Here is a 15,940-nt window from a genome sequence, read left to right as displayed (position 1 = left end):
GTACATTCAGTTAAAGGTCTAAATTTAAGCGTTGCATCCGCCTTTTTAAGGCATGTCTTGAAATGCCGAGCTTCTCAGCCGCTAAGCCTTTTTTTCCTTGAGTCGAACTGAGCGCCTGTAAAATGACTTCCTTTTCTTTTGACTCAACCTGCTCATCGTAACTTGTTTGCGGTGAATGCAATGTTGGAGTTTTCGGTAGGATTTCGTTAGGTAATAACGAACAAGTTATGTGTTCACCTGGGTACAAGATCGTTAATCGCTCGATTAGGTTCTTTAGTTCCCTAATATTTCCGGGCCAAGCATACTGTTGTAATGACATCATGACTTCCGGTGTCATGATCACTGGTTGGCAGCTTTCATTTTGAGCCATGAGGCTAGAGAAATGTTCAACAAGGATTGGAATGTCCGTGGCGCGTTCTTGCAACGCCGGAATTTCAACAGGTACTACATTCAGCCGATAAAATAGGTCTTGTCTAAAACGACCTTCTGATACTTGTTCAGCAAGGTTCTGATTCGTTGCTGCAATGATGACTGTATTCGACTTTCGCTCTTTTCCTGCTCCAACAGGACGAAAGGTTCTTTGTTCTAAAAACGTCAGTAGCTTTGCTTGAATATTAAGCGGCATTTCGCCAATTTCATCTAAAAATAACGTACCACCATCTGCCAGCGCAATGAGGCCATCACGTGTAGATGTTGCCCCGGTATAAGCACCTTTTTCTGCGCCAAAAAGTTCCGCTTCAATCAAGTGTTCAGGCAATGCAGCACAATTGACTTCGATAAAAGGAGCATTGCTAAAACGCTGATTATGGATACTCTTTGCTACCATGCTTTTTCCAGTCCCAGATGGGCCTTGAATTAAAATAGTTCTGGCGGCACTGTTGGCAACCTGAGTGATCATTTTCTTAAGCAGGTTAGTTTTCGTCGACTGGCCAATGATCTGATTGTTTAGATCATCTTTATTTCTAAGAAAGGCGAGTTCTTTGGTGGCTCTTTGCTGCTCAGCGGTTCTGAGCATCAGCAGTTCAAGCTCATCTACATCAAAGGGTTTAGTAATGTAGTCCACAGCGCCTTCTTTGACAGCTTTAACTGCTGTTCTAGTATCACCATGAGCAGAGATCATGATCACGGGCGTTGTTGGAGAAAGCTGTCTTAAATGGCTTAATACCTCAAGCCCAGACATATCTGGTAAGCCTAAATCGAGCAGAATTAAGTCGGGGTTTAATTGCTCAAATGCGGTTATCCCTTCTTGCCCTGTAAAAGCGGCTGAGAGTTCAATATCTTGATTATTCAAAGAGAACTTAATACTTCGTACTAAATTCTGTTCATCATCAATGACCAAAACGCTTAGGTTACTCATAAGTATCGTCTAACTTTGCTTGTATTGGGAATTTTAAACATACAGTGGTGCCTTCACTGGTAGAGTGAATCTCCATCCGTCCATGGTTGGCTTGAATAAGAGCCTGACAAATGGCTAAACCAAGACCTGTGCCGGTGGATTTCGTGGTGTAAAAGGGTTCGAAAATCCGCTCAAGATGTGACGAGTCTATACCCGGACCATTATCAATAACGGCGATGACCAACTCTTCAGGCTCACGTTTGGCATTAATGGTCACGTTACCGCCCTGACCATTAAAAGACTGGATAGCATTTAAGACAAGGTTTATTAATACCTGATGCAAGTGAGTAGGGTCTGCTAACAGTTCTAATGTCGCGTCACACTCTATGCGCAAGTTAGCCTTATGTTTGTGTACTGTTGCGTTTAAAAGGTTCGAAACCAGCTGAAGCTCCTCAGCCAATATTACAACTTCTTGTTTAGGAGGCGTTGGTCGAGCAAAGTTTAATAAGTTGTCAATCACTCGATTTACCCGTCCAAGTTCATCCTTGACCATAGAGAGCATTTCTTTTTTTTCATCATTAAGCTCTCTTTTTAATAATGCTTTGGTCGTGATCCCAACGATGTTAAGCGGGTTGCGGATATCATGAGCCAGCCCTGCTGCTAGATTCCCGAGAGAGGCTCGCCTTTCCATTTCAACATTTGATTGAATCACTTGATTAAGTTGAGAACGCATTTTCTCAATCGCAATCGTTAGTCGATCAAGCTCTGTGCCCGGCTGAGTTGGTACTGGAGATTTGAGATCTCCTGAAGCAACTCGTTCAATACCCACAATCAGCGTGTCTAATTGACGATTCAAGCGTTTGGAAATAAACCAATGAACAAGTAGAAGGCAAGCTGCTGTTAATATCACCAAGCCAATCAACCAATATCTAAGGGTTGCGCTAGGCGGTGCAGCAAGCACTTCGTTTTGTTTAAGCTTGATAGACCAGCCTGGGAACAAGTCAAACGTTTGAGCGTATTGGTCTATGCTCTGAACTGGCTGACCTACGATGTCAAAGATGCGGTTACCTGGCACGCCTAAATAAGGAGTAAAAATCCCATCCGTGCCCAACGATTTTGGGATTGCTGCTAACGAGTTGAAACGCAGAATAAGCCCTAAATAGGGCGCTTTGTTATTACCGGATAAACCGATAATTGGTTTAACAAGTAGGACAGAGCTTGGTCGATCAAAGGTAAACTCTTCCGGCCCTAAAATATCCGCCTGTTCAAACTGTGTTTTGTAAGGCTGAACTGCGTGATACCTGTCCGGTGAATAGGCGTACTCAGGGAAACTCCAAAGAAACTGCTTTTCAGCATCAAAAAAGGCAATACCGTAAACATTATTAAGGTCAGTCTGTAACCGCAAAAGCGCTTCCAGTTCCTCAGGAAGATTTTGTTTACCATCTTTTTGAAAAATTTCGGGAGAATCAAGCTCATCCGCAAGTACATCAAGTTGATACAAGCGCTCTCTTAGATGAACGCGAAACTCATTTTGAACCGCGGCAACTTGAGTATTGATTCGCCCATCTGTAATTTTTGAAACTAGCTGGTCAAAGTATCGATCATAAAGACCGGCAAATATAAATAATGGAACCAATGCCACAACTAGAGACAAAAGTAAGTATCGGCTCGATAAACGTTTGTGTTGAGATATTGATGACAATAGATAAAGCCTTAAAAATACTGTCTGTAAGCCGGTTTAGAGATGCACTGATAGTTCATTTTTGCAACTGGAGAAACGAGTATAGCGCTATAAATGGTGATCTTATAGCTACTATTCAATTCGCTAAATAAAGTGTTTGTCGAGGTTTAGAAAATAACATCGGTTTAGACAGCACCCGCTCAATAATATGGTGCTGTCTAAAATGGCTTCAGCCTATTTGCACGCACCTGGGACACGGCATGCGCAAGTACTTGGAACATGGCAGGCGTGATCTGCACATCTTGCTGCATTTACACTCTGGGACCCAAAAAGCTCCTCGGTTGGATATGGCCCAAAGTGAGCTTCGTACAACTTAATCGTCTTATCAAAAGCAGCCTGTAAGGCTTGCTGATCATCATCACCATAAATACCAAAATACGGATAATGGTGAAGAAACGAGCCAAATAGTGTCATACAGTCTTCGGCATAAGATTTTGTATCTAATATATGCTCGTGCCAAAACTTATCCACGATCTTACTTGGTACAAAAGAGACTTTTGGGTAGAGAAGCTTCAATGTTAGAAACTTCTTGTACTCTAACTCTGCAAAGTCACACATTTCATTGCTCCAAGTTGCCTCGGCTGACTGGGTAAGCTTCCATTTGAGCTTCTCAAAATTAATCGCATGCACTGACCTATTAATACCATCCGCTGTATTTAAATCTGATACCGGTGTGAACGGTTTCTGTTCGAATTGGTTTTGAATAGTCGATGTTGCTGAAGTTAATGTAGTCATGTTGAATCTCCGTTCGTTGTTGACGAGATCTAGATTCAACTTGTGCATTGCACAACATAGCGTTTTTCTAAAAAATTATCTTTTTAAGCGATTAGAGCTTGAGCATAAAGTCGAGTAGGTCGTCGACCTCTTCAGCGTCACGGATTTTACGATCGATTTCTGTCTTTAGCTCCGCCACACCTGGCGCAGTCATGTCTAACTGATTGATTAAGCGTTTTGCTTCCAACCATTCGCCATCTAAGTACTTCATCAAAATACTGTCCATCGGCTCCAGCGCCGCGGCTTGAGCCAGTAGCACTCGTAGCAGTGATGTATTGCTGCCAAGCGATGCCTGCGGCAAGGTTTTAAATGGATTGGGTAAACGTGCAGCTCTGAGATCAAAGTCGCCCTCAAGACAGGCCACAAACTCAGATGTGTTCTGACTTGAAAGCGCAATCCCCGCGAGCGAGTGCTGGCGGGTGAACATGGCTGTGACTATCTCAGTGCATTGCTGACGCTTATCTGGCTCGCAGAAAATTGATTTCACTTCCTTTGGGTCAGCGAAAATAGAGCTCAATAGCATGGCATTGAACAAGGTATTTAGCTCTGTTTCAGGAATTAACTTGCTCTTCTTATGAACAATCAATTCCTCTTTAAAGGTTAAAAGATCGTTGCGCAAAAAAGAGTTAGCTTTATTTCTCAATGAGGGTGTTTGGCTCAGAATATCTGAGCCAAACAGAAGCCTCAGCGCGTCTGGAATACTATAGTATCTAGAGTCCACAGTAGGCTTCCTCTAAAAGGTCCGACGATGAGGTTCTGCGCAGTTGTGAGACAGTTAAATTGTTGTTGGCTATGGCTTGCGCCATTTCCAAAACATTTCGCTTTGAATAACGACAATATCCGGCATTTTTACGGTATTGCACGATGACACCTAAGCAGTAGCCCGTTCGGATCCCTTCGGCCAGTGATGTACGCTGAGCGGCCAGAAGTTTTTCCTTGCCTCTTGCATCATAGATGTCCACTACTTCACGGCAAGCATCTATCAAAAAATCTGCACCATTTTCTAGAGGAATATCGTTTCGCGCAAGAGCATTGCCACTCAATACCAAAGATAGAACAAGCCATAAAATTCGCGTGCGTGTTAACATTTTAAAATCCTTTTTAACTATTGCCCGAGTCCATTGAATTTGTACGAGTATTGCCTGCGCTGTCGGCGAAGAAATTAGCGTGATCTGACTCTAGCCAATCTGAATCGTTATTTTCTGAATCTTGTTTTTTAACGGTCTTTTTAATCAGGTTTAACTTTGGTAAAGGCGTAAAAGCATGTAATACCAAAAGATAAAGGCCACTGAATAAAAAATATTTAAAATCTGGAAGCCTATATAAGTCACTTCGACCAATCTCACCTTCTTGCTTGAGGAGCATCAAAAAAGCTAAAGCTATGGCAGCTAGAAATAGAATGCTCAAAAAAGTGGATATGAAACAGTAAGATTTTAAACATGGCCAGAAAGCTATGCCTTCCGATTTGCTACGTTTAAAGAAACGAACGGTGATTAAAACAAACACAATTTGTACCACGAGTTCCAAATTATCCAGTTCGTTTAAATCAAAGCGTCCCTCAAATGGGCCAATCAGTACAACAAGTATCGCTGCAAGCGTGAATATTGCGGTCAGTCCATATAAGAGCACTCGCATCAGGACTGACGTGAGGTAACCCAGGAAAAGATCCGCGTAAGCAAGTATGTTTTTCATCATCGATGACATAAATATATCTCTATTAAATTCCATTTTTGAATTAGTCCAAGGTATCAATGGCTTGACCTAATTCACTTTTTAATCCTGTCGAACCTTGTTCTCTAGATACTCAATTTGAGTCGATATCTCCTCTTTTAAGTGGCTGTTTGTATACGCTAATGACGTCTCCATGTGTTTATAGTCTCCATCTCTTGAGGCGCTGGCCCAGTTATAGGAACCAACACATAAAAAAGTTTCATCGCCCATCACCAGTTTGCTGTGTACTTTATTAACGACTTTGACAATGACGCCTTGGTGTCTTAGCTCATGACAATCTTGATCAAACTGACGGGCTTTCTTGGCATTTTCATCTTTGTCTAAATAGGTATTAAACCTATGGTCTGTGTAGAGGATGACCTCAACGCCACGTTGCATTGCAACAGAAAACGCTTCTATAAACCCATGTTCTTTAAGCTTGGTATAAGACAACCAAGGTGACACTATCACTACCTGCTTTTTAGCGTGCTGTAATACATCTTTTAACCATTGATCATGCTCTTCCGAGTTATTTAGTGTCTTGGGGTGTGGGCAGAGTTTTAGTAGATCTGGCCGTGCTTGAGTGACACGAAACATCAGTTGGTTGGCATCGTCTTTTAACAAATAGTTTGCTAATAGCGCTCTTGGGGTACCTATTGCCGCATTGGTAATCACTTCCATATCGCCAAATACGATAAAGCTATCTTTGGCTCTCGATACTGCAACATTTAAAATAGACAAGTCTTGATCAAGAAATGGCCCGTCTGAATGGCGTGAGTACACGGTAGAAAAAAGCACAACTGGACGCTCTGCACCTTGTAGAGCATGGACTGTACCAACGGTTATTTGATCGGTTTGGTTACCGACTTCTATTCCCAGCTCTTGGCACTTTGTTTTGATCAGTTCTGCTTGCGCTTTAAATGGCGAAACGATGCCGACAATTTTGGCTAAAGGCAAGTTATGAGCGCTTTCAAGACGTTCTCGCTCGTTGAGAAGCCATTCGGCAATGGTGATGGCTTCCAGCTCATTGATACGACTACCAGATGGTGGACGCTCTGATCGGCCATCCACATGTACATAGGCAAACGGTGGTATAGATGAATCAACCGCCTGCGTACTTCTTAACGGCTGCAGTAACCCTTGATAACACAGGTCGTTACAGAACGAGATAATGGGTTCTAAACAACGGCGATGTTCGCGCAAATACATGCCCGGCTCAGCTTTCGGCAAATAGTGGTATCGGCTAGCAGTTTGTGCCACGTGCATCGCACTACCACCCACTACAGAATGACCAGAATTTATGACAGCCTCGTAGTCTTCATTTGAAGCAATCAACTGATTGGTCAATAAATTCCCTAAATTTACAGACGGCGCGACACCCACCACTGGTTTAATCTGTGATACATCGCCAATCATCACTGCACGTTTTGCCAAACTTATCGACGCCCCAGCCACTTCTGGTGCCACCTGTCCAGCTTCATCAATGATCAATAAATCGATTTCCTGCGCTAAGTATTCAGTGCGAAAGTTATTATCCCCTTCAAACACCTGATAGGTCATATGGCTGGGTAACGCATAGAGTGTAGAAACCACACAGGGTGTTAATTTCATACGGCGTCGCCAGCGCGGACGAACAGCTTTTAACCCTGTCTTTTCTTTGCCTGTCTTCGCTTGTTGCTGCAGGCTTTTGTGCAGCGCCGTCTCGGTACAATCTTCGAGCCAGCGTGCTTCCCAATAATGCGTGGTAAGTTGAAACAGCTTGAAGCGTAATGTGATGTCCAGTGCGCCATCTAACTCGTCGAAAGAGCAGGGGATTAGCTGTTCCGTGTTTAAGTCTGACCAGTTTGTTGCAAACGCTTCTTTTGCTGTTTCATATTGTGCTTTTAATTCATGTAAACGCGCAATGTCATCTTCATGGGCGTGGCGTGTTTGTTCATGGCTGCCAAGCCACTGCTTTAATGCCTGTTCAATAGAGTCACGGCCTGACGCACGAAAGATATCCCGCCCCTTGTCACTGATATGCGCTTCAATAAACAGCTCGCGGCGGAGCTGGCGCTTGCGTGACACAGCAGGTAAAAAGCCAAACAGCGATAACCACCATGATTCATCGGCACAAAACTGACGCCATTGTTTCAAGTCCTGTTTGATGACCGATTCTTGGGCGTGCAATGCCTCTAATTCGGTAAGTTGTTGGGATAACCAGACCTCTGGGTCATCGGCAACAGCAAACCAAGCGTCTTCGGCATGGCTGTAGGTTTGCCAAGCAGCTAAGGTTTGGTTGATGGATTGTTGCGTTGTGAGTAGCGCATCATGCAGACATTCTCTTACCTTAGGGACACTCATTAAGCTGTCATCAGTAAACGCCAAACGAGCGTTTGCTAAAAAGTCAGCTTCCGCTTGTTTGATCGCCTCGGGGTGCTCGATCTCTTTATAAAAGCTGGCGGTTTGATACTGCTTGGCGGCCTCTGACTCTCGGCTTCGCGCGGGAAAGTAGCCGCCATAACTGGTTAATTTAGAGAGCCAGCGGCTGCCAAAGGGGTCATCCGTAACTTCGAAGCCTTTTTCAAACGCTTCCAAAACATTGGTCACCGCTTGGTTATTGGTTGAGGCGGCGACAATCAGTGGTGGCTCTGACTCGGCCAGCGCCGCTTCCACCCAATAGGACGCCACTAATGACAATACGAAGGTGGTTTTCCCTGTTCCTGGCGGCCCATTGACGGCCAAGATTTCCCCTTCATTCATGGTCATCGCTTGCCCCAATGCATCCCGCTGGGCAGGTGCCAAAGGATATTGGGTGCTGCCATGACCAAGGCGACGCTCAAAACTTTGCTCGCTGGTTACGCAAGGTAAGCGTGGCGCAGGTGTCGTATGGGCGTACTGAGTGAGTAACGGCAGAGCGTCTTTTGTTTGCGACAACCAATCATACAGCCCAACAATATGCACTGAGGCACCTAGCTGAGCATCGACTTTGATAAGGTAGCCGCTCTCTTGCGCCTCGAAATCTTCTTTTAAGGCGCTTCGATCACAAAGCGCCACAAGCTCACGGGCAACGGCACAATAATCCTCCCAAAACTCGCTGTCTTCATCTTCCAATACCGTCAATGCTTCATCGTAAGACCAGTATTTCGGCTCTCGCTTGGTTAAAAAGGTGTCTTGATCTGCAACGGCGAGTAGGGTAAAGCTGTCCTCAGGAAGTGGGCTTAAGAGATCTCGCGGAATAACAGGGTAGGCCGCAGGTACAAACCGTCCGCTACGACTGACCCACAGACGACACAGCAAGGGCGCCACATAATCAGGGTATAACGCTGACTTTTTCTTACCGTGTTGCAGCCGCACCTTATGCATCATCGGACGGTACAGCACTTGCACCAGTTGCGTGTCGGCCTCTTCATCCTCAAACAACTCGGCCAATTGCGTTGAATGAGTAGGTAAGCCCCCAGCTTTAAAAGTCTCAAGACCGACCACACTTAATGTTTTTAAATCATCGGCATTAAGCGCACCTTTACCACTTTCTGCGTCCGCCAAGGAGTTACGCCAATAGGTTAACCAGTTCTGGGTCACCGAAGGGCTGTCTTGCTGGGTACTCACTTCTCGATATTCCTTATCTTCTTTATTCTGATGTTACGCTTTTTTGCTGGTCTTTTTCGTGGCCTTCTTCGCGGCTTTAGCTAACGCTTCGGCCTCGGCGCGGGCGGTAGCGATGCGCTTGAGCAGTTCGTCGGCGGGCTCGTCATTTGGGTCTTGTGGCACTAACTTGCCACGAAACGCCTTGGCTAAGATGGATTGGGTAAGTTTATCGACCCGCTGTTGGGCTTTTTGCACTTGGGCTTCGATGGTATCGGCAAAGGCAAAGTACTGATCTACTAAGCGGACGATTTCGGTTTGTTCTTGAAGCGCAGGTAAATATATCGAGCAGTTTTTAATATCTTGCTGATTTATGCTTGCTTGGTTTACCGCAAGTTTGGCATTGCTTCGTAATTCAGAAAGTCCTGTTGAGCTGCATAGAAATCTAACTATGTACTCAGGATTTGCTGTATCAGGATTAACCTTAAACTTCATAATATTGCTTTCAAAAACAGTTGGCTCAGGCAGTTCACGAACTATTGCAGACTTACCCAAATACTCAATACTATTCACCCTGTTGACTAAAATGTCACCGGTTTCTAATTTCCATCTGAAATACTCAGAGTCTTCTAAGGAAAGTCTTTTCACTTTACTCCAGTCAACAATTTCACCATCATAAAAGCCATCAATTCGAATAATACGAACACCTTCACCATAAAAGCTTTGTGCTTTATACAACCCATTTTGCGGACCTTCACAAATTATCTGACCTAATTTTATGTCTTGAGGTAAAGGTAGCTTGTTACTCTCTCTCCACCCCCCAGTCAATTGCCCACTCACGGCGGCGGCGAGGACGGATTGGCGGAAGCGTTTGAGGATGGTGGGGATTCCGTCGAGGCGGGTTTTGATGGTGTCCACCTGCGCCAAGACTTGATCTAGCTTTTCGACGATACGTCTTTGCTCGGCTAGGGGGGCTAAAGGAAAAGGAATATTAAGGAACTGTTCATTTCGTAAATGAACTTGAGTCGCACCTACTTTTTGTTGTTTAACATACGAACGATAAAAAGCTGTATTTGAATAAAGAACAAGCAAATCATTAAGTATAATTTCGCTCGTATTCAAGGCATACATCCCTTGAGTAATTAGTGCATCATCTATTCCACGGTAAGTCGAAATTAACCCTAAAAAGTCAGCTTTCTGTGACAAGTCCCGAAGAGTTACTAAAATAGCACCTTTTGTGACTTTTTTTGATGCATGTTTTTCTACAAACTCTTGGGGTAAGTAATTAGCATGCTCTTTGACCTTAATTATTCCATTCTCTTTTATATCACCCTTATTCAAAGCTAGAGTACCCGATGTGGAATAGTTTTCTTTTTTGGGGCTTGCTCCCCCAATCATGTTCAAAATAAGAGAGCCAATCGTTGTCTCAACCCACCCCTTTGGTAATTCGCTCACGCTTGGCCTCCCAATAACTCACCTTGGCCTTTTGGTTCGCTTTGTTCTGGCGCAGCTTCGACGGCTTTTTCTTCCAAGCCAAAGGCTTGTTCCAGCAGTTGCTTTTGCGCTTGGGCTTCGTCGTCGGCACCGAGGGCTTGCATCAGTTGGTACAGCTCGCCCATGGCTTCGGTCAGTTCGGCCATGGCTTCGCCAGCTAGCACATCCGGCTCAGGGAGATTTTCGGCGCTGCTGGCTTCGAGGTCTTTGAGCCATGTGATGTCTAAGCTGTCGCCTTTTTGTTCGCGGATATAGTCACGGCTAAAGACGCGCCAGCGGGCGGTGTCGTCGCCTTCTTCAGTAGAGAGACCGTCGATTTCGCCCAGTTGTTGGTACACGCCTTCAACCCGAGGGGATTGGCCATTGGCATCTTCGCCATAGGCGGCGATAAAGCCATCAAAGTGCGCGTCGGAGAGCATGCGGCGTTTACCAAAGGTTTGCATATTGGTGCGCATATCGTAGACCCACGTGGCTTGGGTGCAGTTCGTATCTTGATGCGGATTATCTGGCGTGCCTTTTTGGAAAAACAGCACATTGGTTTTCACACCCGCGGCGTAGAAAATGCCCGTCGGCAAACGCAGAATCGTATGCAGGTTGCACTTATTCATTAGATCGCGACGAATGTCGGTGCCTTTGCCACCTTCAAACAAGACATTGTCAGGGATCACCACCGCGGCACGGCCACCGGGCTCTAGGGTGTCGATAATATGCTGCATAAAGCACAGCTGTTTATTACCGGTCTGATGTACAAATTTACGGGTAATATTAGTGCTGGAAGCGCTGCCAAACGGCGGGTTAGACAGCACGACATGGGCTTTCGGAATACTGGCGCCATCGGCACCGAGCGTGTTACCAAGGCGAATCGCGCCGTGTTCGCTGTCGCCTTCGATATCGTGTAGCAGACAGTTCATTAGGGCAAGGCGGCGGGTTTCAGGCACCAACTCAAGACCGACAAAGGCGCGCTCCATTTGAAATGCCTGCATGTCGTCCGGTAAGTCTTCAAGGTTATTGGTGTGCGCTTTGATGTATTTGTCGGCTTCGATCAAGAAGCCAGCAGTGCCCGCCGCTGGATCTTGGATAATCTCTCGCGGTTGCGGTTTTATCAGTTCAACGATGGCGCTGATTAACGGACGTGGCGTGAAGTATTGCCCCGCACCGGATTTGGTCTCGTTGGCGTTTTTCTGCAATAGACCTTCGTACATATCACCGAAGTCATCACGGGCTTTACCCGTACCGTCGTTGTCGTACCAGTCGAGCTTATCCATGCTGTCGATCAGCTCGGTCAACTGGGCAGGCTGAGTAATGGTAGTGGTGACGTTCAAGAAGATTGCTTGCACGATGGCGTGATGATCACCGTCGAGTTTGTTTAACAGGGTTTTATAAAAGCTGTGCTGCTCGATGCCGACTTTGCTTTTTAGATCCTGCCAACGGTAGCCTTCGGGCAATAAGTCTGCATCTTGGCCAGTTTGCTCGCACATTTTTAAAAACAGCAAAGAGGCCAGTTCGTTGACGTAGTTTTGGTAAGACACACCGCCGTCGCGAAGGTTGTCGCACAGCTTCCAGAGTTTGGCGACCAGCTCATTGTTGTTCATAAAGTTTCTCTGTTGATAACACGATATAAAAGACAATACGCCCTAGCAGTATGACAGGCTAGGACGCATCCATGTAAAAGTTGGTGCGCATGATACCGAGCTAAGCGAGGTCGTCCCAGATGTACTCGTTAAATTTTTGCAAAATCACGTCCAGTTCGTTGTTTAAGGCGTCTTGTAGCTTGCGCTTGCCACCCTCGCGCTTGTAGTTGCCGATTTTGTAAACATCGTCGTCGAGTACGACTTTGTCTTTAATAGAGCTGGCGAGGCGGTCAAGCCATTTGATCTGCACGGTATTCCAGTCTTGCTCGGTTTTGATTTTCTCCAGCGCATGATCGACCCGTTCATCAAAGGGCAACAGCTGTGGGTTTCTCATGCTGGCACGGCGAATATGCCCGACGAGCTTGGCGGCAATGTCTTGGTTGGTTTTCTGCTTCCAAGCGGTTTGTAGCGCGGATTCATCAAAGTGCTTGGCATCGAACCATTCTTGCAGCTCGACCAGTCCTTTGCGGGTGAGATCCCGCGGGCGATTAACCACTGCATCGAGCGCCGCCAGTTGGTTGACGTTGTCGGTGACCAGTCGATCAAAGGCATTTAAGAAATCATCGGGCTGGTTGTAGTCACCATAGAGGGTTTCGACACCAATCACTTTATCTTCGATATCGCTAAAAATAGGGCGCTCGCGTAGGCTGTTGATGGTGCGCTTAAGCTCGTCGATTTGCTCAATAAAGTTGGGCAGTTGTGCGAAGTACTGAGCCGCTTGGCGTGGCCCTTGGGTTTTGATCGTATTGGCAAACTGCGCGAAGGTGCAGTCAGCGACATTTTTTAGACGCTCGTCCAAGTGTTGTACTTGTTGCTCTACCTCACGGCTACGGTCTTTTTGGTAAGTCGCTTGGGTGATCACACGCTGTAATTTTGATACCAGTTGTTCGTGGCTGTTGTCCGCGAAGGATTGACCGTTGCTTTCGATGACTTCGTAGGTTTTGTCATCGCTGATTTCAGTCACCAGAGTGGGTAAAGTGACATTGGGGCGCACCACGACTGCTTTCATGGTATCGACGGACTCTAGGGTCGAAAACACATCCACGGCATCAAAAATACGGAAACTGGTTTTGCCCACTTCAGGGCATAGGCGGGTGGCGCGACCTTTCATTTGCTCATACAAAATGCGGCTGCGAACTTTGCGCATAAAGACCAAGTTACAAATGCTCGGAATATCGATGCCGGTGGTTAAGAGATCCACCGTGACGACGATGTTGGGCAAACGCTCTTTTTCAAAGCGGGTAATCAGGCTTTGAACTTTGTTGGCGTCTTTGTCCGCATTACTGGTGATCTTCATGATCGCGTCGTATTCAAGCTGCGCGTATTTCGGGTTACCAGAGTTTAAAAACGCGTCCCGTAAGGCGCCAACAACCGCGTCTGCATGCTCGTTGTTAACGCAGAAGATTAAGGTTTTCTGTTGGCTGGTAGGGTCGAGCCAGTTGGTCAGCTCGCCACAAATGGCTTTGGTGAAGTTGGGCAAGATGATGGTTTTGTTGAACTTTTCTACATCAAAATGCTGTTCGTCTTCTAGAGTATCCGGTACTAATTGCCCAGATACTTCCAATCGCTCCACTTGCTCGCCTTTGGCAAACACCACGTCTTGTGAGTTAAGCTCGGTGTTGATCTTGATCGGTGGCTGGTAGTCATTCAGGTAACCATCGATCACCGCGGTACGGTAAGAATATTTATAAATCGAATGACCAAAAATCTGTGTCGTATGCAGGGCTGGCGTGGCAGTCAGGGCCAATTTAAAAGCATCGAACTGGTCGATGACACGACGATAGGCGGACATGTATTCACGCTGATCACGGAACTCCAGCTCGCCCTCGCTTTGTTCTTTATCGAGAATATAACCACGGTGCGCTTCGTCGACGATGATGGCATCGTACAAACCAACAGGAATAAATTCATCGCTTTGTAGTACGCGTTTTACCAAGGATTGCACCGTAGCCACATGAATTTTGGTGCTGTCTTCGGGGAAGCGATCTGTCAGCCCTTTTATATTAAAGATGCTGTTAAAGGATTGGCTTTGAATACGGGTGTCGTCAAAGGAGCCCACCGCTTGGTTACCTAAAGAACGGCGGTCCACTAAAAACAATACACGCTTGAAACGCTGGGATTGAATCATGCGGTACATAATGGCAATAGCGGTTCGGGTTTTGCCCGTGCCGGTCGCCATGGCGAGTAGGGCACTACGTTGACCGGAGACAACGGCTTGTTCCACGGCGCGTACTGCGTCTTCTTGGTAGTAACGCAAGCCCAGATCACTCATATCGGGGTGACTAGCAAACCACTGATTACGTTGGCCGATTGATTGCGCCAGCTTGCTCTGTAATTCCTCAGGTGTGAACCACTGGGGCAGCGCGTCTGGCTGGTTGGTATCAATGCGTGTATCGCGATACCAAATGCCGCTTTTGCTTTTCATGGCTGCGCTGTAGCTGCGGCCATTGGCCGAAAAACAAAACGGGATGTGAAAGCCGTTGGCCTGATACTGATTGATTTTTAGCTCGCCGACTTTTGCCATGAGATCTTCATCGTTGGCAGCTCGTTGTTCAAGCTCCGCTTGATAGGCCAATGAGTCAAAGGTGCGGCTGTAGCGGTAGGCTTCGTTAAGTTTGCTTTCCACATCGATGTTATAGCGTTTGGCTTCGACAACGCCAACCGGTTTTATGCCAATAAACAGCACATAGTCAGCAAAGCCCTTACCTGTATTAGAAAGCCCCGTTTCGTCGAGACCGGTGGGCCATTCGGCGATGGCCATATTACGGCCAATCTGAGGGCGTGCGCCTTGACTGTAGGTGAGCTTTTGCGTGTCGGCTTCCCAGCCTGCGAGACGCAGCTGTTCATCAATTAAGTAGCGCGTTTCTGCTTCGCTTAAATCCAGCTTGTTGCGATTGGCTTGGTTAAGAGCTGTTTTATGAAATACTTGGCGATCCGTTTCGCTTAGCTTCGCTAGCTCTGCCTCTTTGGCTTTGAGCTGTGCTTCTAGAGCGGCAATACGAGCGTCGCTTTGCGCTTGGGTTTCTTGCTCTTTACTTTCAAATACAGACAGGCGGCCTTTTAGCTCGGCTAATTCTTGCTGTTGAGCGTCTATTTCGGTTTGGCTGGCTTGATCGTTTTGTTGTGCCGCACGCTCCGCCTCGGCGAGTGCTTGTTTTAGCTGTGCGAGTTCTTGCTCGTAGGCTTGAGTGTCTTGATCCGTTTGCTTGCTGGGCAGTTGAAACAGCGGTGCAGTGAAATCCTTATCTTGGCTAATAAGGCGGTAGTACCAAAGAGCCAGTCGAAAGGCTAAGCGTAAACACATTTCTGCGTCGCTTAGATCGTCGTGATACTTATGTACGGCGTCGTTGCCGATACGGCGAAGATTATGAAACACATCGAGGATGGTTTGATCGACGTTGGTTTTGCGCTGGATGGCTTCGAGTAATTTGAACTGGGTTTCTTGTGGCTCAATATTCAGCAGTTTTCCTAGATGGTTCGCGACATACTCACCAAAGATTCTTAGTTTTACGAGAGTAGTGTTCGGATCATCGGGATAGTTCTTCTCTGCCGCGTGAGCAATGGCGAACAGAAAATCGTTATGACCTTTTAGGAAAGAAAAGTTAGAGTGAGCCGCTGCCATTATGTCCTAAAGTCCTTTTTCTACTTAATGAGATCGTCTATATACATGAGTCTACCTTGATACGGTTG

General features: G+C 46.2%; 10 protein-coding genes. All 10 read right to left on the bottom strand.

All coding sequences use genetic code 11. The annotated features are described in order from the left end of the window. Window positions 1-10: 10 nt before the first annotated feature. Window positions 11-1,357, bottom strand: coding sequence for a sigma-54-dependent transcriptional regulator (locus tag C8D85_RS04345; RefSeq protein ID WP_133560121.1), 1,347 nt, complete (start codon window positions 1,355-1,357; stop codon window positions 11-13). Then, window positions 1,350-3,038, bottom strand: coding sequence for a sensor histidine kinase (locus C8D85_RS04340; protein WP_133560120.1), 1,689 nt, complete (start codon window positions 3,036-3,038; stop codon window positions 1,350-1,352). Before C8D85_RS04340 ends, C8D85_RS04345 begins: the two co-directional genes overlap by 8 nt. A gap of 213 nt (window positions 3,039-3,251) precedes the next feature. Then, entirely contained in the window at window positions 3,252-3,812 is a 561-nt protein-coding gene (locus C8D85_RS04335; RefSeq protein ID WP_211342120.1) for a glycine-rich domain-containing protein, read from the bottom strand. Window positions 3,813-3,903: 91 nt separating this feature from the next. Continuing rightward, window positions 3,904-4,572 (bottom strand): hypothetical protein, encoded by a 669-nt coding sequence (locus C8D85_RS04330; RefSeq protein WP_133560119.1) that lies wholly within the window; start codon window positions 4,570-4,572, stop codon window positions 3,904-3,906. Next, complete coding sequence (locus C8D85_RS04325) at window positions 4,562-4,939, bottom strand: hypothetical protein (protein WP_133560118.1); 378 nt, start codon at window positions 4,937-4,939, stop codon at window positions 4,562-4,564. The genes C8D85_RS04330 and C8D85_RS04325 overlap by 11 nt, the downstream gene beginning before the upstream one ends. 13 nt (window positions 4,940-4,952) lie before the next feature. Next, window positions 4,953-5,555 (bottom strand): hypothetical protein, encoded by a 603-nt coding sequence (locus C8D85_RS04320; RefSeq protein ID WP_133560117.1) that lies wholly within the window; start codon window positions 5,553-5,555, stop codon window positions 4,953-4,955. Between the two features lie 69 nt (window positions 5,556-5,624). Further along, complete coding sequence (locus tag C8D85_RS04315; protein ID WP_133560116.1) at window positions 5,625-9,149, bottom strand: AAA domain-containing protein; 3,525 nt, start codon at window positions 9,147-9,149, stop codon at window positions 5,625-5,627. A gap of 33 nt (window positions 9,150-9,182) precedes the next feature. Beyond that, a complete protein-coding gene (locus C8D85_RS04310) occupies window positions 9,183-10,580 on the bottom strand; it encodes a restriction endonuclease subunit S (protein ID WP_133560115.1) in 1,398 nt (465 codons plus the stop codon). Next, window positions 10,577-12,211, bottom strand: coding sequence for an N-6 DNA methylase (locus tag C8D85_RS04305; RefSeq protein WP_133560114.1), 1,635 nt, complete (start codon window positions 12,209-12,211; stop codon window positions 10,577-10,579). The genes C8D85_RS04310 and C8D85_RS04305 overlap by 4 nt, the downstream gene beginning before the upstream one ends. A gap of 100 nt (window positions 12,212-12,311) precedes the next feature. Continuing rightward, on the bottom strand, window positions 12,312-15,872 hold the full coding sequence (hsdR, locus tag C8D85_RS04300) for a type I restriction-modification system endonuclease (protein ID WP_133560113.1): 3,561 nt from the start codon (window positions 15,870-15,872) through the stop codon (window positions 12,312-12,314). Window positions 15,873-15,940: the final 68 nt, after the last annotated feature.

Origin of the sequence: Marinomonas communis (assembly GCF_004363305.1) — a bacterium.
GTDB lineage: Bacteria > Pseudomonadota > Gammaproteobacteria > Pseudomonadales > Marinomonadaceae > Marinomonas > Marinomonas communis.
Note: the sequence above shows the minus strand (reverse complement) of the source record. Positions and strands in the feature narration are given on the sequence as shown.